This is a genomic window from Peristeroidobacter soli, from assembly GCF_004138485.1.
GTDB lineage: Bacteria > Pseudomonadota > Gammaproteobacteria > Steroidobacterales > Steroidobacteraceae > Steroidobacter > Steroidobacter soli.
Genome location: NZ_ML142848.1, coordinates 468,712 through 488,417 on the forward strand (window position 1 = coordinate 468,712; position 19,706 = coordinate 488,417).

Sequence of the window (19,706 nt, forward strand, 5' to 3'; positions counted from 1 at the left end):
GCGCGGCGCATTCGCTATCGTGACGCGACCTTCCTCACTTCAATGTCGCTCACCGGCGACCGACGCTGCTCACGATGGAGATACCGACGCCGGCTGCCGAGCCTCAGGCCGACGAAGTCGAGCCCGCGGGAAAACTGACTCGCATCGCGCGCTTCCTCGAGCGCGTTCCCTGGCTCATTCCGACCATCAGCTTCATCACGGGCGTCATCGGCTTCGTGATGGTCAAACGCGGCGCGGACCTCGCGCGCGTCATCGCCATTGCCGCGTTGGCAGGTTGGGTGTGGCTGCTCATCGAACCCCTCGTCCGTCGCTTCCTGGAGCAGCGCCGCTCGGGCATCGGCAAGTTTGTATCGAACTTCCTGACACAGTCGTTGCAACAGGAAGTGCTGTTCTTCTCCCTGCCGTTTCTGTTCGGCGCGTTACAGCGCGATGTCGGTCAGATCATCTTCATCGCCATCGCTGCCGCGGCTGCCCTGCTCACCGCACTGGATCCCCTCTACGAACGCTGGATCGCAGCTCGCGCGGCGACGAGGCTGCTGTTTCACGCCTATTGCAGCTTGATTGTCGCAGTCGTTGTCGTGCCGATGGTCGTGCATCTGTCGCTGGAGCAGGCGCTGCCACTGGCTCTCGGCGCTGTCGTCGTGTGGCTGCTGCTCACGGCACCGATGTCGCTGCGGTCCTTGCGATCGACCCGTCACAAGCTGATCTGGGTCACCTGTTCCATGCTCGCACCGCTGCTGGTGTGGGTATTGCGCGCCCACGTTCCACCGGCGGGACTGGCAGTGACACAAGCTGTCATCACGCAGTCCATCGTCGATCGAACCCCCGGCCCCGCCGTGCGCTCACTGACGAGCGCCGAACTGAGCGCCGGCGTCGTCGCCTTCGCCGCGATCCGTGCGCCGAGCGGCGTCGCTCAATCCATCATCTTCGAATGGCGCCACGCCGGCGAAGTCGAACGCATCACCGCCGAAATCCACGGCGGCAACGACAGCGGCTGGCGCACCTACTCGCGCAAGTCACTCTTCCCTGCCAATGCGCTCGGCCGCTGGACCGTCGACGTGAGAACGCCGCAAGGTCAGCTGCTCAAGCGCATGCAATTCACAGTGCAGGACTGACGCTATCGCGCCGGTTTCCGCTGGTAGTTGAGCACCGCGCCCCACGTCGTCGTCTCGGTGGCGTACGTGCGTGCGCCGAGCGAGAAATATCGACCGCTCCATGACAACGCGAGTGAATTCGCGAATCCCGTGGACACAGGAACGGTGGCCGGCGATTCGAACACCGCGGTCTGCCGCCACTTGTTCTGCGTCTGATCGAACGCAACGACATACGGAATGCCATAAGCACCGTCGTCCTGGTCCGCGAATGCGACCAGCGATTTGCCGTGTGCGCTCAACGTCACCCGCGTGCCAAACGAGCGACGCTCCGGCAGGTTCGGTCTGAGCACTGTGCGCGTCGGCAGCCATTGGTGGGCTGGCCGTCGATACATCCGGATCACCCCTGTCGAGCCATCCGAGGCGGCGGCGAATGGCGAGCCGATCGCCAGCGCGCGACCGTCCGCGCTCAAATCGAAACCCTCGGTCTGTCCTTCGGGCTCGTAGGCGGTGCCGCCGAAATGCGGTTCGCTGGCCGAACCCTCGAGCTCGGCGGCGAGATTCCAGCTGCCATCGTCATGTTTGTGAAACAGGTAGACGGTGTTGGCCCGATTCGGCCAACCGCCGAGGTCGAAATCTTCGGTATCGGGATTCTGCTCGGCCGCGAGCACGCCCAGTGCGCGGCCATCTTCGCTCAGACGCAGCCCCCAACCGAACCAATCGTTGCTCTGTGGCGCCGGAGCAGTCAAAGCTTCCTGCTCGCTCCAGGCACCCGCCTGTTTCGCGAACACATACACCGCACCGGCATCAGACTGAGTGACGCCGTCCGAATCGATCGATTCATACGGCGCACCGACGGCGACTACATCGCCCGCCGCGCTGATCTCGACGGTGCGTCCAAACGACGCCGAGTCCTGCGGACGGCTGGCTCGCAGCATCGTCTCTTCCGTCCACACACCGTGGCGACGCTTATAAACAAACGCCGAACCCGGCCCGGCGTCCTGGCTCGGTGCGTCGTAGCCTTCGTACTGCGCACCCACCACGAGCACGTTGCCGGCCATGCTGAGCGCCACATCCGAGCCGAAGAAATCGTAGCCTCGAGCCGTCGGCGGCTCGAGTTTGGTTTCCAATTTCCAGCCATCGCGCGCGCGTCGATACACGTAGACCGCGCCCGACCCGTACCAGGGCCACTCGCTGCCACCGTAGTACCAAACGTCGGAAACTGCGAGGGTGCTACCGTCGCCGCTCAACGCAACTTGAATGCCGTATTGCTGATTCTTCGACTGATTGGTCGGCTCGTGATACTCGTAGTCGGAAGTCAGGAGCTTCGCGGTCCGGTTCCACGGTTGCTGACGCGACGCGTTATCGACTTTGTTCGCCGCCGGCACCGGTCGACTGAGGGGCCCTGCGGACGCGGCCCCCGTGACCATTGCCAACGCAACGCTAGCCGCCAGGAAAACCCCTGAAATTCTCGTGCGCACGCCCCCTCCCCATGATCGACACTGTGGTGGGCGATGCGCCCCCTTTGCAATGTTTGACCATGGTGGAGGGTTCCTTTGCCGACGCTAGCGATCGGTCAAGCGCTGAAACGACACCGCCGGCACATTCGGATTCTTGTATTGCGCCGATGTTTGATCGGACACGTGCGTGACCCCCGGCACTTTCGCCCAAGCCTGCGCTTCCGATCTGCTGTTCGCGATCACCAGCACGCGTCGATGGCCGAGATTGCCGAAAGGCTTCTTCACGTAGTTCACATGCCACGGCGACAGCGGCTTCGGATGCTCGATCACGACCCCATCGAGATAGCGCTCGGCCGAGGTGAAGTTCATCGTGCCCGCTTCCCAGACATTGTTCGAGACGATGATGAAGTCCGGATTGATGGCGCGACGCTTCGCGTCCAGACGCCGCACCAGATCCAGGTTGCCGTTGGCGAACGCGTTCTTTTCCGACTGCGGCCAGGAGTTCCACTCGGCGAGGCTGGACCACGGCCGGACACCCACTGCATCCAGGAACACGCCATCGACCTTCTTCTCCCGCATCAAGCGCTCGACGTAGCTCACCACCCAATCGGACCAGTCCGAACCGGCGCGAATATCCGTCATGCGTGTGTTCGGCCACGGGCTGCGCTGGCCGTACGTCGGGTGCGGCCACAGCGGCACCTGGCCAATGTCGTTCATGTAGTACTGGGTGTCGAGCGCACACACGTAATGATCCGGGCGAGCAACCGGATTGACGTAGGCGAGCACTTCGGCGCCCTTCTGGCGAGCTTCCTGAAACGCGGGGTCGTTGCGATTGCAGCGTCCGGCGATGAGCATCGCGGTGGGTTTACCGTACAGCGGTACATTGGTGACGGTCTTGAAAGCGATTCCGAGCGGGTTGGCAGCGTCGGCGTTGCCCGCGACAAAAGCGAGCGACAGCGAGACCGCTGCAGCGAATGCATGCGTCCGTAACATGGGTCGAGTCCCCTAGGCAGATTGTTTGTAGAAACCGCTGAGCCCGGACTACGCAAACTCTTTCTGGGAATTGGCGCGTGCCCGGTGATTCATTGGGCGTGCGCGGGGAACTTATTCGCGCGCGCCAGCGTTATGCAAACTGTCGCCGCGGTTCTACGCTGAATTTTTTCTACGAATAAATTTCAAACATTCAGCGCTGCGACTCCGAACGTTCCCGAATCGCGTGAAATTCAGAGTCCGAGCGCCATTGCGGCCAGCGTCGTGAGTTGGCGAGATCGCCTGCGATGGTGTGAAACAATTCGACATCCTGAGCAGCGCCGCGCAAATCCCAGCTCGCCTCCCAGGTATCGCAAGTCTGGTGATAGCAGCGCATGTAGTCGGTCAGCCACTTTTCGCCGGCCGCTCGACCGCCCTCGCGCAGATCTGGCGCACCACTGAGCGCCATCAACAACAGCACTGGCACGCCTTGTCTTGCCAGCGAGAAATGATCGGCGCGATAAAACAAGCCGCGCTCCGGCAGCGTCTCCGGCGTGATGGTTCTATCCTGTTTCGCGGCCGCTCGCGCGAGGTCGTCTTCGAGTTCGCTCTGCCCCGCGCCCACCAGCAACACGTCGCGCGACAGCCCCGCGGTCTGCAGGACATCGAGCGTCAGATTCGCCACAGTCTTCGGCAACGGATACACCGGATTCGACGCGTAGGCCTGCGATCCGATGAGACCGCGCTCCTCGGCCGTCCAAGCCGCGAACACCATCGTGCGCTTCGGGCGAGACTCAGTCTTGAAGAGGCGAGCCAACTCCATCACGCCGGCAGTACCGAGCGCGTCGTCGTTCGCACCCGGCCGAACCTTTCGTCCTTGCGCATCCGGCGCGCCGAGGCCGTACGCATCCCAATGCGCCGACATCATCACGACCTCGTCGGGATGTTCACTACCCGTGATCTTCGCCAGTACGTTGTGGCTGATGCTCTTGGTGGTCGCCACCGGCACGTCCGCAGTGAACGTCGCGCCCTTCAATTCCACGGGTTTGAAATCCGCGCTGCGTGCTTTCCGGCGCAACTCGCTCAGATCCAGGCCGGCGCTACGAAACAACTCTGTCGCCGCTTCGCCTTCCAGCCATCCCTGCAATTTCACGGTCGGCGGCGCCTTCGAAGCATCCGGATACACCAGCGCATAGTTCTCGCCGCCCGGCGCGGTGACTGTCGACCAGCCGTAGCCGGCGCCGTCGGTGTCGTGAACGATGAGCGCCGCGACTGCGCCCCGCCTCGCCGCTTCTTCGTACTTGTAGGACCAGCGACCGTAGTAGGTCATACGACGCGAGCCGAACTTTCCAGCGACGGTCTCGCCCGGCTGCGCGGAGAAGTCCGGATCGTTGACCAGACACACCAGGACCTTGCCGCGCAGATCGACGCCTTTGAAGTCGTCCCATCGACGCTCCGGCGCGGTCACGCCGTAGCCCACGAACACCATTGGCGCGCCTTCGATCGTCAGCTTCTGTGAATCCCGGACGGTGCTGAAATAGATGTTCTTGGCCTGGGTCAGGGGCTGCGCCTTGCCGTCGATGGTCACCTGCAAAGTCCGCGGCGTTTCGATCTGAGTTCGCAGCAGCGGCACTTCCTGCGTCCAGGAGCCCTTGGCGCCGCCTGGCTCCAGGCCGTAACTACGAAATGCCTCGACCAGATAATTGACCGTTTTGGTCTCGCCCGCCGTCCCCGGCGCGCGTCCCTCGAACTCATCCGAAGCGAGCACGCGAACCACATCCGACATGCGTTTTGCATCGACGGCTTCGGCGGAGACGGCGCTGAACGGAACGCAGCCGATCAGCACCGCGAAGCCAGCAAGATGGGTCTTCATAATTTGCATGTCAGTCGAGAATCGCAATCATTGCGCCGCTGCCCAAGTTATCACACAGGGCATGCCGCCAGCTCCTGCGACCCGCTTCGGGTTCGCATATCGCCAGCCCGTCGCTGCACGATCAATCAACAAGAGCTGGCCTCATGAATAAATTTCGCTCCGCCGTCCCGGCATGTACGTTTGCGCTCGCCGCCCTGCCCTTCGTCGCGATGTCTCAGGAAGCGTCGAAGGAACAGACCCTGTCCACGATCAAGGTGCAGGCAGCAGAAGCCACCGATGCATCGACTGAAGGCACGGGTTACGCCGCGCCCGCCACCACGCTGGGCAAGGACACGCGGCCGCTGCGAGAGCTGCCTCACTCGGTGACCATCATCACGCGCGAGCAACTCACCGATCAGAACCTCACCACGGTCGAGTCGGCGCTGAAGAACGTCACCGGCGTCACCATCCAACGCTACGACGCCACGGGCACCTATACGCAGTTCATGGCGCGTGGCTATGCCGCCGACACCTATCAGCTCGACGGTCTGACGGTGCAGACCGATACCAACGGCATCTACTTCGATCTCGCGGCTTACGATCGTGTCGAAGTACAACGTGGCGCCGCCGGCCTGTTCAGTGGCGCGGGTGAACCGGGTGTCACGGTAAACATGGCCCGCAAACGCGCCTGGTCGGACTTCCGACTCGATGGCGGACTGACCGTCGGCTCCTGGAACGAGCGTCGTCTCGATCTGGATCTCAACGCCCCACTGAACGACGACGGCTCGGTGCGAGGCCGCGTCGTCGGCGTGGTGCAGAACTTCGACACCTTCATGGACGGCATCGACGACAACAAGAAACGTCTGATCTACGGCACGCTGGAAACCGATCTCGGCGAGCAGACCACGCTGTCGCTGGGAGTGACCTGGCAAAACGTCGACACCGTGTTGTCGCGCGGCCTGCCGACCTTCGCGAACGCTCAACTCATCGATATGCCGCGTTCGACCATGCCGGTGATGGATTGGAACTATCAGGAGCTGGATTCGAAGAGCGCCTTCGTCGAGCTGGAACATCGAGGTGATGACGACGCGCTGTTCAAAGTGGCCCTGCGCCACCTGCAGCGTAAGAACGAGGCCGCGTATCTGGATCCGTCCATTCCCACCGCCGACGGCACGATGAACGCGCTGTCCGTGTCGGCGTTCGAACGCGACGACGCCGACAGCAGCTTCGACGTTTACTACAGCAAGCCGCTGACCTGGGGCGGCCAAACCCACAACCTGCTCATCGGCGCCGACTATCGTCGTTCGAAGAACGAGACCGACTACGCCCCGTACAGCGGGCTCATCAACGGCTCGATCAATTTGTTCGACGTCGATCATCGCGCCATCCCGAAACCGGACTTCGACTTGAGCGTGAACGTCACGGATACCGAGGTCACGTCCTACGGCACGTATGCCCAGCTGCGCTACAAAGTTGCCTCGGCCTGGACGCTGATCGGTGGCGGTCGTTTGAGCTGGTGGGAATCCGAGACCGTGACCAACGCCGTGCCGAGCGGCTTCGACGCGGACGCGGAATTCACGCCATATGTCGCCGCCATCGTCGATGTCACGCCGTCCATCGCCCTGTACACGAGCTACAACGAGATCTTCAAACCCCAGAATGCCCGCACGGTTTCTGGAGAGCAGATCGAGCCGCGCACCGGCCGCCAGGTGGAGCTGGGCTTGAAGGGTGAAGCCATCGAAGGTCAGTTGCTGTACACGGCCGCGATCTATCGACTCATCGATGAGAACCGCGCCATCGCCGATCCCGCGAACCTCACTTTCTCCATCCCGTCCGGTAAAGCCCGCGCGCAAGGCTTCGAGGTCGACACTCGCGGCGAGATCACTCCGCAATGGTCAGTCAGCGCCGGCTACGCGTACACCGAAACAAAATATCTGCGCAGCACTCCAGCCCAGCAAGGTCAGCCGATCAGCTCCTTCACGCCGAAGCACAGCGGCAATCTGTGGGTTCATCACGCACTGAGTGAAAGCATCGTGCGCGGCGTGGAGATCGGCTTTGGGTTGAGATCGGTCAGCGACTTCTATAACGGCACCGGTGCCCAGCTAATCCGGGGACCGGGTTACACCGTGTTCCAGCTCGGCGCCAGCTACGACATCACGCCGAAGTATCGACTGTCCTTCAACGTGGACAATCTGTTCGACAAGAGCTACTGGGAAAAAGTCAGCGGGCCCACTCGACAGAACTTCTTCGGTGAGCCGCGCCGCATCTCGGTATCGCTGCGAGGATCGCTGTAACGGTCAGCGCGCTGCCCGCCGTGCCGCTCGACGCAACTCAAGCGGCGCGCCGGTTCCCGCTACGAAACGCCACAACCGACCGGCCGCCGGACGATCCGAGCGACTTCGAGGCCGCATCAACCCCTCGCTGCAGAGTGAATGCGGAGATGGCGCCCATCATGATCCGCGACTGTTGCTGCAACTCCTCGGCAGTCTCGGCCAGTTCCTGGATCATCTGCGCGTCGCGTTGAGTCACTTCGTCCATTTGGCGAACCGCGGCGTTGATTTGCTCGATGCCGGCCGACTGCTGCTGGCCGGCACTGTCGATCTCCTCGATCACCTCCGCCACCTGTCGAACCGCGGCGACGACCTGCCGCATTGCTTCGTCCGCCTGCCCCGCCAATTCACCGCCGTGTTCGACCGTCAAGCTCGCGGCGCCGATCAACTCGCGAATCTCCTTCGCCGATGCCGCCGAGCGTTGCGCGAGATTGCGCACTTCCTGCGCCACGACCGCGAATCCTCGTCCCTGCTCGCCGGCCCGAGCGGCCTCCACCGCTGCATTCAGCGCCAGCAGATTGGTTTGAAATGCGATGCCGTCGATGATGCCCACGATCTCACCGATCCGCTGCGATGAGCGCGCGATAGCGCTCATCGTTTCATGCATCTGCGTCACGACCTCCCGGCCGCGCCCGGTTTTGATCGAACATTCCTGCGCGAGCTGTGCCGCCTGCTGCGTGCTCGCAGCGTTGCGAGCCACCGTCGCGGAGAGTTGTTCGAGCGAGGCCGCCGTTTCTTCCAGGCTCGCCGCGTTCTCCGTAGCGCGCTCGGAAATCTCGTCGATGGAGTCGCTGACCGTACCGACTCCGCCGCTGAGCCCGGTCGCGGCGGTCAGGTTGTCCTTGAGCACGCCGTCGAGCTTCACTCTCAATTGTTCGAATGCCAGCGCGACCCGCGCGATGCAGATCGGTCCGAGTTCTTCGATACGGCTGCGGGTATCTCCCGCAACGAGCCGGAAAGCGGTGGCTTGCAATGCCAGCAGCGCTCCGACCACGCTGACCTGCGTATAGATGAGCGCGCCCACGGCGATCAGCGTGCCGAGCACGCTCGCCAACGCGGCGACGCCCCAACCTTCCATCGCCACGCTGCGTAAGCCGACAAAGCCTTGCAGGAGAATGAGTGCCCCCATGACCACCCAGGCGCTGGCCCGAAGCGATGGACTCAGCATGCGTTGGAATGCGCCCTGCAACGACGCATCCACCACGCGACCTTCCCGGATCCGCAGGCTGCGGGCCGAGCCGGAGCGAAACTTTGCATAGATCCGTTCCGCCGCGGCTATCTCATCGCGTGTCGGTTTCACGCGTACCGACATATAACCGATGGTCCTTCCCTCCTGCATCATGGGCGTGACGTTGGCGCGCACCCAGTAGAAACCGCCATCCTTGCGTCGGTTCTTCACGATGCCGGTCCAGCTCCTGCCGGCCCGGATGGTGCGCCACAGATCGGCGAATGCTTCGCGCGGCATGTCCGGATGCCGGACGATATTCTGAGGCTGCCCCATGCACTCCTCCAGCGTGTACTGGCTGCTGGTCAGGAACGCGGGGTTGGCGTAAGTGATACGACTGTCCGGATCGGTGTGCGTAATGATCACCTCATCCTCGGGCAGGACGTATTCCGTCGGCGTCGCATTGTGGTTCGAATACATGTGATGTTCCTCTTCACCGGAGCGCAGCGGTGTCAATCCGATGCGTGCTGAGGAAATTTTCGTCCTCCGGCAGCGACGATTGAGCAACGCGGCCAGGCATCGTCTGCAATTGCGACCAGTAACGCAGATTCCGGGGCGGCGCGGCGGCGGGTTCGCAAAGTTGATTGAGCATTACAACCAGTTGTGGCCGGCGACGCCGGCTGCCGAAGCGCGCCGTGACGCCTAGAATGCAACGTCGATGATGAGCACGTCCTGATAAGTACCGGCCGGCGGCGTCGGCTGATCCGGATAGATGCGAGCTTCGTAGGTGAACGACTCGGGCACGTTGCCCAGCGCGGGTACGGCTTGCAGCGCCCGATGCGAGAGCGCATCCCAGGGCTGGCCGCCTGGGCGGAACACATCATATTCCAGCCGGTTTGTGCCCGAGCCCATGCGCCTGCGGCCGCCGCTGAAATAGTTGCCGTTGCTCAACCCCACGCTGTAGGTCGTGCCCTTGGTGCACCTCACGCGTAATGCGCCGCTCACCGGCGCAAAACTATCCGCGAACGGCGCGCCGCCAAAATCGATGTCATCGGCGTCGAATCGGCAATCGCGAGTCACATTCAATGTGACTGTCACCTGGACGGCCTCGCCCGCGCCAGGCAGCGACGACTGCGTCAACGTGCATAGTCCCAGCAGGCAGCTTTGCGTGATGCCGGCGCTGCGCGTCCAACCGCCAATGCAGATGCCGACGGCGCTGATGTTCGTGCACACAGCGTAGTGCCAGCGCAAGGTGATCGTTCCGGTGTAAGTGCCGCTTGCGACGTTGCCGGCCGCGCCCAGATTGAGGAAGAGTTGCACCTCGCCGCTGGAGCCCCCCAGGCTCAGCAGGCTCGCGCCGGCGAGATTGCCCGAGGTCGAGCCGGCGGTGAGCGGCACACCGGCAGGCACTGTAGTTACATCGAAAGGAATGCTGTCGCCGCTGACCGCGTTCACCAGGCCCGCGCTCTTGCTATCCACCGAGATGAATATGTATTGACTGGACAGCAACCCGAGAATGCCGCTGCACGTCAGACCGCTGTTGCCGGAGCCGGCGCCGGTCACCGCGGTGGTCGCGTCAAACGAGCTTTTGCTGCCGAGATCGATCGAGGCCGTGCTCGTGGTCGAACAGGCGGAGACATCCAACGGGATGACGATCCAGGCCAGCAGCAAGAGGCACAACCGGCTCATGGCGCGTTCTCGCACGTCAGCGGACCCAGTTGCGTGAGCGCGGTCGCGGGCTGTGACAAAACCGCCTCGACGCGACAGCTGCTGCCATCGGGCCGCTGACCGTGGATTTCGAGTTGCGGCGGCAGGTCTTCGAAATAAACCAGCCCGTCGTAGCCCACGGTCCCCGCCTGACCGGAATGGTTCTCCAGCACCTGGCTGCCCACCGGCAGCACGCGGCCATCGCGGTCCACCAGTTTGATGAGTGCAGCGGTCACGCGTCGCACGTCGAAGCTCAATAACGCACCGCTGTTCCGTTTCACCGCGAGGCGCCGCTCCGTGTCGGCGACCGAGATCTCGGGCGGCAGGTCGATGGGATCGATGCTGAATTTCGCGGCGTAATGCGAGGTGACCCACGGAACGAGCAGCCGGCCGCGCTCGTTGGTGTAGCCGACCAACTGGTTCTCGTAGCGAACCGGCACGCCGGCGATCCCGTCCGTGGACACGACGACGAAGGCATCGCTGACCTGCCGGGCAGCGAACATTTCATTCCCCATCGCCAGCAGCGACCCTCGCAGGTCGGCCCAGCGAGCCTGTCGCCCCTCATAGGTGGCCATGCCAGTCTCGGCACGAGCGTAGCGACCGCTCCACGCCACGCTGGCATCGGTGAACGAATCGTCGGCCGTGCCGCTCGCATGCCCGAGATTCCAGCCGATACCGCCCTGGGACGGCACGCCGCGGGAGTACTGGATGTATTCGTTCGAAGCCGAATCCTGCTGCGTGCCGATCGAGAGATTGCCGCCCCGGCCGAACGAAGCGAGCAGTTGCGCCGTGAATGTCCCTTCACCCAGTCGCAGATCGCGGCTGGCGCCAATCCTCAGACTGAGCGCCCCGGGCAAGGACCTCACATAAGAAACATTCAACAGCCGCAGCGCCGAGCCGCCCGCCGGCTGCACCCGAATGTGACTGAGTGCCACGCTGCCGATGCGAGCCAGCGACCAGCCGGCCGTCAGGATGTCGCTGCTACTGGCGCCGGACCAGGCGGCGCCGGCATCGGCGTTCGCGAGCGTGTAGAAATCCGCCGAGCTGCGCGTGCCCTGGTAGCCGACATTGAAACCGCGATTCGCGTACCGATAGCCGAAAGAATATTGCCAGCCCTGAGTGCCGTAGTTGGCGCTGCGGCTCAACGAACCGTTCAACACGCCGAGCGTGCCCGCGGTCGCCACGGCGCCCAGCCCCAGCAAGCCGAAGTTACCCACCGCCGTGGTCGCAATCTCGGCCTGGCTTTCGAGCGTGACGGCGTCGGTCAGGCCATAGCGCAACGATCCGGCGCCGGCGAAGCGTCCATAGGAAAAGTTCTCGAAGCCGTAATCACGCCGCATCGCCCCGAGACTCAGCGAGTAGTCGGACAGCCCCCGCCGCAACAACTCGCTGCTCGCGTAGAACGGCAGCGTGGTCGTGACCTGTCTGCCGAGGATGTCCGTGGTAACCAGCGTCGCCTCGCCCGCTCCAGTGACCAGCGGCATGCTCGATATCGTGTAAGGACCCGGGCGCAAGTTTTCCGAGCGCGCCCGCTGGCCGTTGATGAACAGATCGAGCGTGGATGGAATCGCGGCCTGGCCGGAGAACTGCGGCAGCGGATAAGTGATCAAGTCGGGCCGCAGCCGGAAGTCACGCGACAGCTTGACGCCCGCGATGCGCGCCGGCGCACTCCAGGTCTGCGCCGAGGTGATGAGATCGCCCACCGTCCAACTCTGCAGTTGCTGCTCGTTCGAATTGGACCAGGCCGTGTCGAACCGGACATAGCCGCGCTGACCAGCGCCGACTTGCGGCCACTCCCCCGCGGCGTCCGAATAGCGATGCAAGCCAGTGTTCTTGACCACTCCGTAACCACCGAACAACCGCTGCTCCGACCAGAGCGACGCGGACATCGGCTGATCTTCGCCATCGACGACGTGCATGCCGTAGTTCAGTGCGAATCCGGCGCTGCTGCTTGCCGCTGGCGTGCCGCGCGACGTCTCATCCAGATGTTGTACGGCGAGCCACTCCGGCGGCACGGTGAGTTCCAGCAGCAGAGCGTTGGCGTCGTAACGGTGCCGGATGCCGGGTGCCCAGTCGAGCGACAACCACTGCTCGGTCTCGCCACCGAGCCTGGAAACATTCACGCCGGCGGCACGCAAGTCGCCGATGCGCACCCGCAGGTCCGCACCGGCCTGCTGTACCGGAACGACGCTCCCCGCCGCAACGCCGTTGATCCGCAAATCTAGATACAAAGTCGTTGGGATGGCCGAGGCCGCGTCGCCGGAAATGGGCAGCGGCGGCGGCAACGCCGCGTCGCCGAGTGCGGCCTGGCATAGAAGCAACCAGCTTCCGCAACTCCATCGAGAGGCCCACGCCCGGCAACCGCGACAGCGCATGGTCACTCACCGGGCAACGTCACCGGCGGTGCATTTGTTTCCAGCTGCGCCTGCAGTTGCCGGCCGGACGGCACTCCTGCCGGCAACGGCCAGCGCATCGTTCGTCCCGGCAGCACGTAGCCGAGCAACCCGGTCGCGACATCGATGGACCCGTCGTCGGCAGCGAGTGCCATGCGCGCCGCATTGACGAACCGCACCTGGCTCAGCCGTGCATGGCCCGAACCGGAATTGCGAACCTGCATGTACCTCGTGCCGCCGTCTTCGACCAGCCGCCAGCTCAGCGCAGGCTGCGCGCGGGTAGCGCTCGGGCGCCCCCCTGCCTGCTTGCGCCACAGCCCTTCTCCGTAAGCGAACAAGGGCAGCGAGTAGCGCATCTGCAATCTCAAGCCGGAGCCGCCGGCCGGCTGCGCCGTCGGAATCTCATCGACCAGGATGCGAAACGCGCGTTCCTCGGCAGCGACCAGCGGCGCGGTCAATGTGAGCCGCACCAGTTGTTTCTTGCCGGGAGCGATGGTGGTGAAGGGCGGCGTGCCGACGATCAGGTTCTGCGCGGTGTAGTCGTCCTGGAAGTTCTGCTGATCCCAGGCGAGCACGCGGATCTGCAAGGTAACGGGCGTGCTGCCGACATTCTCCAGCCACAGCGCGCCGGCCCTGCGTCCGGCTTCGATGGTCGGATCGAGCGGCCAGATGAGCAACGTCGTACTGGCGAACGCAGCGGCCGGGGACATCGCCAGTGCCAGAACGACGGCAACCGCCCGGAGCATTTGTCGAAGTGTCGCGCGCATCACCAACTCACCGTCACTTGCACGCTGTCCTGGTAACTGCCCGGCCAATATGCGCCGGGCGCCGGCGGCACTCGCCCGAATACAGGCAGGTCTAGCACGGCCAACGCGCCGGTTGCCGAGATCGCCACGGCTCGCGGCGTGCTGCCGACGAAGGGCTCCAGTCCCGTGCTGTCGGCATACAGGTCGTATGGAACATAGTGCGCGCCACTGGATAACCGTCGCTGATTGCCGGCGGCATGCAGGCCCACGTCAATGACGACGCTGGCGGAGGTGACCCCCACACACTGCAATTGCAGCGTCCCCATCGAGAGCTGCGATTGCGCGGTCAACGGCCGCTGGAACAAGGACGGCTGAGTCGAAAAATCCAGCGTGCCGAAGTCGACACCGCTCGCCTGCGATTGCCCGGCGACACGGCAGCCGCTTTCCAAGCGCGCCGATACTTGCAGCACGCCCGTGGTGGGCGCGGTCTGCGCCGTCACGACGCTTGGCCCGATGAGTGCGCAGCCAAGCATCGCCATCGCACTCGCCTGCAACAGATTGCCAACTTCCCGGCGCATCGCTCTCAACCTCAGAAAGTCAGGGTGATGCTCACCAGGTCGCTGTAATTGCCGGCGGCCAGACCCGCCTGCGGAGCGACCACTCCATGAACAGGCAGATCGAAAGTGCCGCCGGCGCCCGGCACCGTAGCGGATAGATTCAGCGCGCCGCCGCCAACGCTGTATTCGACGCCGCCTCCATTGGGCTGCGTGAACAGACGGTACTGCACGAAGTTGCCGCCCGCGGCCATGCGACGGACACCTCCGGATGCATTCTGGCCACTGCCGACGAGAATATTCAGCGCAGCGCCTGCCGAGCATTCCAGCTGCACGGTGCTGCCGCTGATCATGGCCTGCGCGTGGAGGTTCTCCGTAAAAATAGTGGGCGCGGCGCCGAAATCCATCGTGCCGAAGTCCACCGCCGAGAGCGGGTCGGTCGAACCGGAAACGATGCAGCCATTCTCCAGCTGCAGCTGCACGCCCATGCTGCCCGAGACACTGGCCTGTGCGGCCGAACCTGCGATCAGCGCGACCGCGGCCCCCATACCCAACCATCGATTGCAATGTTTCATGCCGGCCTCTCCGTTGTTGACTACGTTCCCGGTAACTCGCGGCCGATTCGCCCGCCGCTTGAGATTGAAGGCAGACGCCAGGCCGAATCCGTGACTCATTCTTCGGTGCGGCCCCGGGCGGCAGCCTCGTGTCCCGGTCGATGGTTGGTATTTCCAGCAAGATGTGCGGCGCACACTGCACGGCGCGCCGTGGGTTGTGACGTCATCAGCAGGATAGCCGGGAAGGTCCGTGGCAATGTCAACCGTATCGGCGCAACCCGCGCCGTTGCTTACATCGATATATGGGCTGGACGTGAGATGTGGAAGGCGAGAAGACTCAAGGTCATACAATACTACGGACTGTTGTCACTGCTGGGACTGATGTTTCTAGTGCAGCTATGGGCGCTGGCAGTGGTTCTGCTGGATGAGACAATTCATAGTCAGCATGTAGCCATCATGATCGCGGACGTGCTGGTCATGCTCATCGGTGCTGCCCTGACTTCGGCGGTGTGGCATGCACGGCCACGGATTGCACGCCGACCTCCGGCGGATCGGCCGGTCCGCCCTGCCGCCGCGAACGTCAGATCGCCCGCGAAGCAGCCCGGCTCCGTTCCGCTACGCAAACAACCGTTACCTGTCAGGCCCGCCGCCGCGCCAGCGAAGCCCGTGCCTGACGCGCAATCGCACGGCGACTCGAACAACGTGACAGCGATGCTTCACCAGTTGGCGCACAAGGCACAGCACGACAGCTTGACGGGCTTGCCGAATCGTTCGCTGGCGCTGGATCGCTTGCAACAATTGATCACGCGCGCCGAACGTCATCAATACTCGCTGGCCGTGATGTTCATCGACCTCAATGGCTTCAAACCGCTGAACGATACCTACGGCCACGACTTCGGCGACAAGGTGCTGCGCAAGACTGCTGAGCGGCTGAAGCGCTCGATACGCGGACTGGACACAGTGGCGCGCCTCGGCGGCGACGAATTCCTGATCATCATGGATCAGGTCGATGAGCACAAAGCGCTGGAGGCGGCGCAGACCTTGTCGACCATCGTGGGTCAACCCGTGGCCGCGAAGCGGGGACCGGTGTGCGTCGGCATGAGCACGGGCATCGCCATCTACCCGAAACACGGCACGGCCGCCCGCCCACTGCTGCGAGCGGCGGACTCGGCGATGTATCAATCGAAACGCCAGGGCGGACATCCGGTGCTCGCCGCCGCGCTCGCGGAACCCGCTTGCCCGATGTCGCGCACGGGAAGATTCAACGACACGACCAGCATCAATCCGAAACTACTCGATACCTGGGACGGCACTCTGCGCGGCTTGCGCGCTCTGTCGGAAACTCCCGCAACGACACGGCCGAAGCGGACCGGCGAATAGAAAATCCATGGTAGGTACATTCGACGATATCTCTGAGCGGGGGGCGCGTCGATGATCGCTGTCGGAAAAATTCCTATATCTACCGGGCGAGATGCACTGACTAGCGTGTTAGCGGATGACTCCTTCGTGCAGCATTTGGCCTTGCAGTATGCAGAGCCTGTCGCTGTCACCAGCCTTGCCGGCTCCCTCATGTTCATCAATCCCGCCTTCGCCGCGTTGTGCGATGAGCCTGCGGACGCACCTTTGGTCGGTACCAACGTGGTCACAGCCAGTGGCAGACGAATCGAATCGTCGCTATTGGACGCAGCACTGAAGTCCGACGTCCACCAACAGATCCACTGGCCCTCCGCGCGTCGAACATCGCGAGACTTCGTCTGCACGGTTCGCTGTGTCCGCGAAGACGACGTTCCGTTGTGCCTCGTAGTGACATTGCACGACATCGACGCTCTGGTAGCCGACCGCAGCCGCGAGCGGGTCGATCTCGACAGCCTGTGCGAGGCGAGCGGGCTCATCGCCGCGTGCTCATGGCAACTGCGCCTGGATGAACCGTCGGCGAAGATCTGTTGGTCGCCGCAGGCCGGAGCGGTACTCGGCATCGGCACGGCGTCGCCACCGACAGACCTTGCCGCGTTTCTGCGCTTGATTCCGCCCGAAGACCGCGTCCATGTAAATCATGCGATCGCCGGCGCTATCGAGCAGTCCGGCGGCTACGAGGTGCAATACCGCCTGCGCTCGATGGACGGCTCGTTACATACGATGATCGGTTTGGGCAAAGTGGTCGAGGCGGCGGACGGCTCGCGGCGTCTCATCGCGCTGGAGCTCGACACAGCCCGCAGTAACATCGCCGGCGGCGGCAGCGTTTTTCAGGAGCGTCTGTTGTCGGCTGTGCTCGCCGGCACCGACCAGCCGATCTGTGTGCTCGATCGCCAGCTGCGCTATAGCCATTTCAATGCCGCCTATGCCGCACTCATCTCGGCCACGCAAGGCATCGCGGTGACCAACGGCATGCCCTCGCTCGACTCGATCCAGGACGTGGCGCGTCGCCGCCGGCTCGGCGCGACCTTGAGCCGCACGCTGAAGGGCGAGCGGCTGATCGAAACCATGGAGTTCGAATATCCCGAATCGCACGCGCGCCAATGGATCGATTTCTCCTTCAGTCCGCTGCTGAGCGCCGATGGCCGCGTCGACGGGATCGTCGCCTGCGGCCAGGATGTGTCGGCCGCCAGGAACGCGGAACGCCGCCGGCGCCGCTTCAACGAAGAGTTGCAGCGACAGGTGAAATTGCAGACGGAGAAGCTCGACAACGCGGCGTGGGGATTGAACGCGGTGCTCGCCCCGGCGGTCGACGCATTCGACACGCCACTGCAACGGCTGGGAACCGCGATCGAGATCCTGCAACAGCCGATGAACGAAATCGTTTCGCGGCCCGCCGAACCGGTTCTGCGCGACGCCGCGCGGGCCACGGACGAGATCGCGGATCTGGTCCGCGGACTGTCGGACCTGCCACTGGTCGCGACTTGTGAATTGAAAATGGAGCAGATCGACATGAACCGACTGTTTCAGGAGTGCCTGCAAGCGGAGCTCGAGCGGACCGCCGGCCGGCAGGTCGAGCTCGATATCGCAGCGTTGCCGCCGCTGCGCACCGATCGGAAGCTGATACAACTGGTCGTGCGCCATCTCCTCGGCGCTGTCATCAAGGCGACGCCGGCTCGCGTCGGCGTGCTCGCCGCGGCTACAGGAGACGAACTGGTGTGGACGATTACCAACGGCACCGGTTTCACGCAGCCGCCGGCCCGATCTTCCGAGGATGGGCTGGAAACCTTTGGAGAAAATCCGGCTGACAGGCTGTCGCTCGCGATCGTCCGCGGCGCCGTGCGCTGTCTCGGTGGCCGGGTGTGGGCCGAGGGCGACGCCGATCGCAGCGTTGCACTCCACTTCGTCATCGCCGGGGAGTAGCGATCATGGATGCGTCCGGCACAATGTCTGCCGACTTGTCATCGGATTGCGAGAGGTTGGCCGCCGACGCCCTGGATACCGACATTCTCGGCACCAGTCTCGACTTCGCCATGCATGGTGCGATGGCCGTACTGCGTCGTGACCTGCTGGCGCAGCTCGGTGCGGTACGACCGGTGGTCTTCAACCTGCTGGCGCTGGTCGGCGCCAATCCCGGCATCTTGCAGACACAACTGGCCGACGCACTGCTGCTCGATCGCGGCTCGGCGGCGAGCCTGGTCAAGAAGCTGCAGCAGTGGCGATGGGTGGAGCACCGGGTGCGCGAAGCCGATCGGCGCTGCAAAGGACTGTATCTGTCCGTGACCGGCGCACGCACGCTGCGACACCTGAAAAGTCAGTTCCAGAAACATACAGCGCGTTTCCATTCGCGGTTCACTCCGGACGAACACCGGCAGTTGCTGGAATTCCTTCAGCGGATCGCGCGGCAATGAACGACTAACCGACGGTCAGCGTCGGCCGGGCACGGTCCGCCGCGACCGAGCCGATCTTCGCTGCGTGCTCGAAACCATGGCGTCGAAACACGTCGAGCACTTCTTCCACAGCGGCAGGCAGGCACGCCACCAGCAGTCCGCCGCTGGTTTGCGGATCGCTGAGCAACGCTTGGTCTTCAGCTGCAAATGTCGGGGGAAGCGCAACTTCGGCGCCATAGCCCGACCAGTTGCGGCCAGACGCGCCCGTGACAAAACCTTGCGTCGCCAGCGCACGCACGCCCTTGAGCAAAGGCACCGCCGACCACTCAATCTGTACGTCGCACCGCGCGCCTCGTGCCAACTCCAGCGTATGACCGGCGAGGCCAAACCCCGTTACGTCAGTCAGTGCATGCACGCCCGCGAGCGCCGCGAGATCCGGGCCCGGCGTATTCAGCTTGGTCGTGGTTGCCATCATTTGCTCATATCCCGCCGCATCCAGCGCTCCCTTCTTGAGCGCAGCCGACAACACACCGACACCGAGCGGCTTGCCGAGCACCAGCACATCGCCGGGCCGAGCATCGGCGTTTCGTTTGATGCGATCGGGGTGCGCGATTCCCAGCGCCACCAATCCGTAGATGGGCTCGACAGAATCGATGCTATGCCCGCCGGCAATCGGAATGCCGGCGTCCCGGCACACCGACGCACCGCCCTCGAGAATTCGCCCGATCGTGGCTGGCGACAGCACATTGATCGGCATGCCTACGATGGCCAGCGCCAGAATGGGCCGCCCGCCCATCGCATAAACGTCGCTGATCGCATTGGTCGCGGCGATCCGGCCGAAGTCGTGCGGATCGTCGACGATGGGCATGAAGAAATCGGTCGTCGCGATCAGCGCCTGCTGGTCGTTGAGTCGATAGACGGCGGCATCGTCGGAGGTTTCCATGCCGACCATCAGCTCCGGCGGAATCGGCAGCGCCGACGTGCCTTTGAGAATCTGCGACAACAGTCCCGGTGCGATCTTGCAGCCACAGCCGCCACCGTGAGACAAAGAACTGAGGCGGGGTTCAGCGGATTGATTCATG

General features: G+C 63.7%; 15 protein-coding genes. 5 read left to right on the forward strand and 10 right to left on the reverse strand.

Annotated elements, in window-relative coordinates; genetic code table 11:
• Positions 1-74: 74 nt before the first annotated feature.
• Entirely contained in the window at positions 75-1,115 is a 1,041-nt protein-coding gene (locus tag EKO19_RS01785; RefSeq protein WP_129774693.1) for a DUF5924 family protein, read from the forward strand.
• A 2-nt stretch (positions 1,116-1,117) separates the two neighbouring features.
• Here the strand turns inward: EKO19_RS01785 and EKO19_RS01790 are convergent, their stop codons facing one another.
• From EKO19_RS01790 to EKO19_RS01800, 3 genes are all read right to left on the reverse strand, one after another.
• A complete protein-coding gene (locus EKO19_RS01790; protein ID WP_129774694.1) occupies positions 1,118-2,572 on the reverse strand; it encodes an FG-GAP repeat protein in 1,455 nt (484 codons plus the stop codon).
• An 84-nt stretch (positions 2,573-2,656) separates the two neighbouring features.
• Positions 2,657-3,544 (reverse strand): hypothetical protein, encoded by an 888-nt coding sequence (locus tag EKO19_RS01795; RefSeq protein ID WP_129774695.1) that lies wholly within the window; start codon positions 3,542-3,544, stop codon positions 2,657-2,659.
• A gap of 190 nt (positions 3,545-3,734) precedes the next feature.
• Positions 3,735-5,393, reverse strand: coding sequence for a M28 family peptidase (locus tag EKO19_RS01800; RefSeq protein WP_129774696.1), 1,659 nt, complete (start codon positions 5,391-5,393; stop codon positions 3,735-3,737).
• A gap of 143 nt (positions 5,394-5,536) precedes the next feature.
• Between EKO19_RS01800 and EKO19_RS01805 the strand changes: the two genes are divergently transcribed.
• Entirely contained in the window at positions 5,537-7,666 is a 2,130-nt protein-coding gene (locus EKO19_RS01805) for a TonB-dependent siderophore receptor (RefSeq protein WP_129774697.1), read from the forward strand.
• 37 nt (positions 7,667-7,703) lie between these two features.
• On the opposite strand, the gene EKO19_RS01810 is transcribed toward EKO19_RS01805, so the two are convergent.
• From EKO19_RS01810 to EKO19_RS01835, 6 genes are all read right to left on the reverse strand, one after another.
• Positions 7,704-9,347, reverse strand: coding sequence for a methyl-accepting chemotaxis protein (locus tag EKO19_RS01810; RefSeq protein WP_129774698.1), 1,644 nt, complete (start codon positions 9,345-9,347; stop codon positions 7,704-7,706).
• Positions 9,348-9,569: 222 nt separating this feature from the next.
• On the reverse strand, positions 9,570-10,556 hold the full coding sequence (locus tag EKO19_RS01815; protein WP_129774699.1) for a Csu type fimbrial protein: 987 nt from the start codon (positions 10,554-10,556) through the stop codon (positions 9,570-9,572).
• Positions 10,553-12,895 (reverse strand): fimbria/pilus outer membrane usher protein, encoded by a 2,343-nt coding sequence (locus tag EKO19_RS01820; protein ID WP_175596925.1) that lies wholly within the window; start codon positions 12,893-12,895, stop codon positions 10,553-10,555. The genes EKO19_RS01815 and EKO19_RS01820 overlap by 4 nt, the downstream gene beginning before the upstream one ends.
• A 56-nt stretch (positions 12,896-12,951) precedes the next feature.
• Positions 12,952-13,734 (reverse strand): fimbrial biogenesis chaperone, encoded by a 783-nt coding sequence (locus EKO19_RS01825; RefSeq protein WP_129774701.1) that lies wholly within the window; start codon positions 13,732-13,734, stop codon positions 12,952-12,954.
• Positions 13,734-14,291: a Csu type fimbrial protein gene (locus tag EKO19_RS01830; protein ID WP_129774702.1), complete on the reverse strand. Its 558-nt coding sequence runs from the start codon at positions 14,289-14,291 to the stop codon at positions 13,734-13,736. The genes EKO19_RS01825 and EKO19_RS01830 overlap by 1 nt, the downstream gene beginning before the upstream one ends.
• Positions 14,292-14,302: 11 nt before the next feature.
• Positions 14,303-14,842 (reverse strand): Csu type fimbrial protein, encoded by a 540-nt coding sequence (locus EKO19_RS01835; RefSeq protein WP_157995067.1) that lies wholly within the window; start codon positions 14,840-14,842, stop codon positions 14,303-14,305.
• A gap of 297 nt (positions 14,843-15,139) precedes the next feature.
• Between EKO19_RS01835 and EKO19_RS01840 the strand changes: the two genes are divergently transcribed.
• The 3 genes from EKO19_RS01840 (at position 15,140) to EKO19_RS01850 (ending at position 18,645) form a co-directional block, all read left to right on the forward strand.
• Entirely contained in the window at positions 15,140-16,201 is a 1,062-nt protein-coding gene (locus tag EKO19_RS01840; protein ID WP_157995068.1) for a GGDEF domain-containing protein, read from the forward strand.
• Positions 16,202-16,390: 189 nt separating this feature from the next.
• Positions 16,391-18,157, forward strand: coding sequence for a PAS domain-containing protein (locus EKO19_RS01845; RefSeq protein WP_175596926.1), 1,767 nt, complete (start codon positions 16,391-16,393; stop codon positions 18,155-18,157).
• Between the two features lie 56 nt (positions 18,158-18,213).
• On the forward strand, positions 18,214-18,645 hold the full coding sequence (locus EKO19_RS01850; protein WP_157995069.1) for a MarR family winged helix-turn-helix transcriptional regulator: 432 nt from the start codon (positions 18,214-18,216) through the stop codon (positions 18,643-18,645).
• Positions 18,646-18,649: 4 nt separating this feature from the next.
• On the opposite strand, the gene selD is transcribed toward EKO19_RS01850, so the two are convergent.
• The gene (selD, locus tag EKO19_RS01855) at positions 18,650-19,705 is read right to left on the reverse strand and encodes a selenide, water dikinase SelD (protein WP_129774707.1); all 1,056 of its coding nucleotides are present in this window, start codon (positions 19,703-19,705) and stop codon (positions 18,650-18,652) included.
• Position 19,706 lies beyond the last annotated feature (1 nt).

Bases quoted from the DNA above. Each gene is read 5' to 3' on its own strand.
- EKO19_RS01785 (WP_129774693.1), top strand. From the start codon at position 75: ATGGAGATACCGACGCCGGCTGCCGAGCCTCAGGCCGACGAAGTCGAG.
- EKO19_RS01795 (WP_129774695.1), bottom strand. From the start codon at position 3,544: ATGTTACGGACGCATGCATTCGCTGCAGCGGTCTCGCTGTCGCTCGCT.
- EKO19_RS01800 (WP_129774696.1), bottom strand. From the start codon at position 5,393: ATGAAGACCCATCTTGCTGGCTTCGCGGTGCTGATCGGCTGCGTTCCG.
- EKO19_RS01805 (WP_129774697.1), top strand. From the start codon at position 5,537: ATGAATAAATTTCGCTCCGCCGTCCCGGCATGTACGTTTGCGCTCGCC.
- EKO19_RS01810 (WP_129774698.1), bottom strand. From the start codon at position 9,347: ATGTATTCGAACCACAATGCGACGCCGACGGAATACGTCCTGCCCGAG.
- EKO19_RS01815 (WP_129774699.1), bottom strand. From the start codon at position 10,556: ATGAGCCGGTTGTGCCTCTTGCTGCTGGCCTGGATCGTCATCCCGTTG.
- EKO19_RS01825 (WP_129774701.1), bottom strand. From the start codon at position 13,734: ATGCGCGCGACACTTCGACAAATGCTCCGGGCGGTTGCCGTCGTTCTG.
- EKO19_RS01830 (WP_129774702.1), bottom strand. From the start codon at position 14,291: ATGCGCCGGGAAGTTGGCAATCTGTTGCAGGCGAGTGCGATGGCGATG.
- EKO19_RS01835 (WP_157995067.1), bottom strand. From the start codon at position 14,842: ATGAAACATTGCAATCGATGGTTGGGTATGGGGGCCGCGGTCGCGCTG.
- EKO19_RS01840 (WP_157995068.1), top strand. From the start codon at position 15,140: ATGTGGAAGGCGAGAAGACTCAAGGTCATACAATACTACGGACTGTTG.
- EKO19_RS01845 (WP_175596926.1), top strand. From the start codon at position 16,391: ATGTTCATCAATCCCGCCTTCGCCGCGTTGTGCGATGAGCCTGCGGAC.
- selD (WP_129774707.1), bottom strand. From the start codon at position 19,705: ATGAATCAATCCGCTGAACCCCGCCTCAGTTCTTTGTCTCACGGTGGC.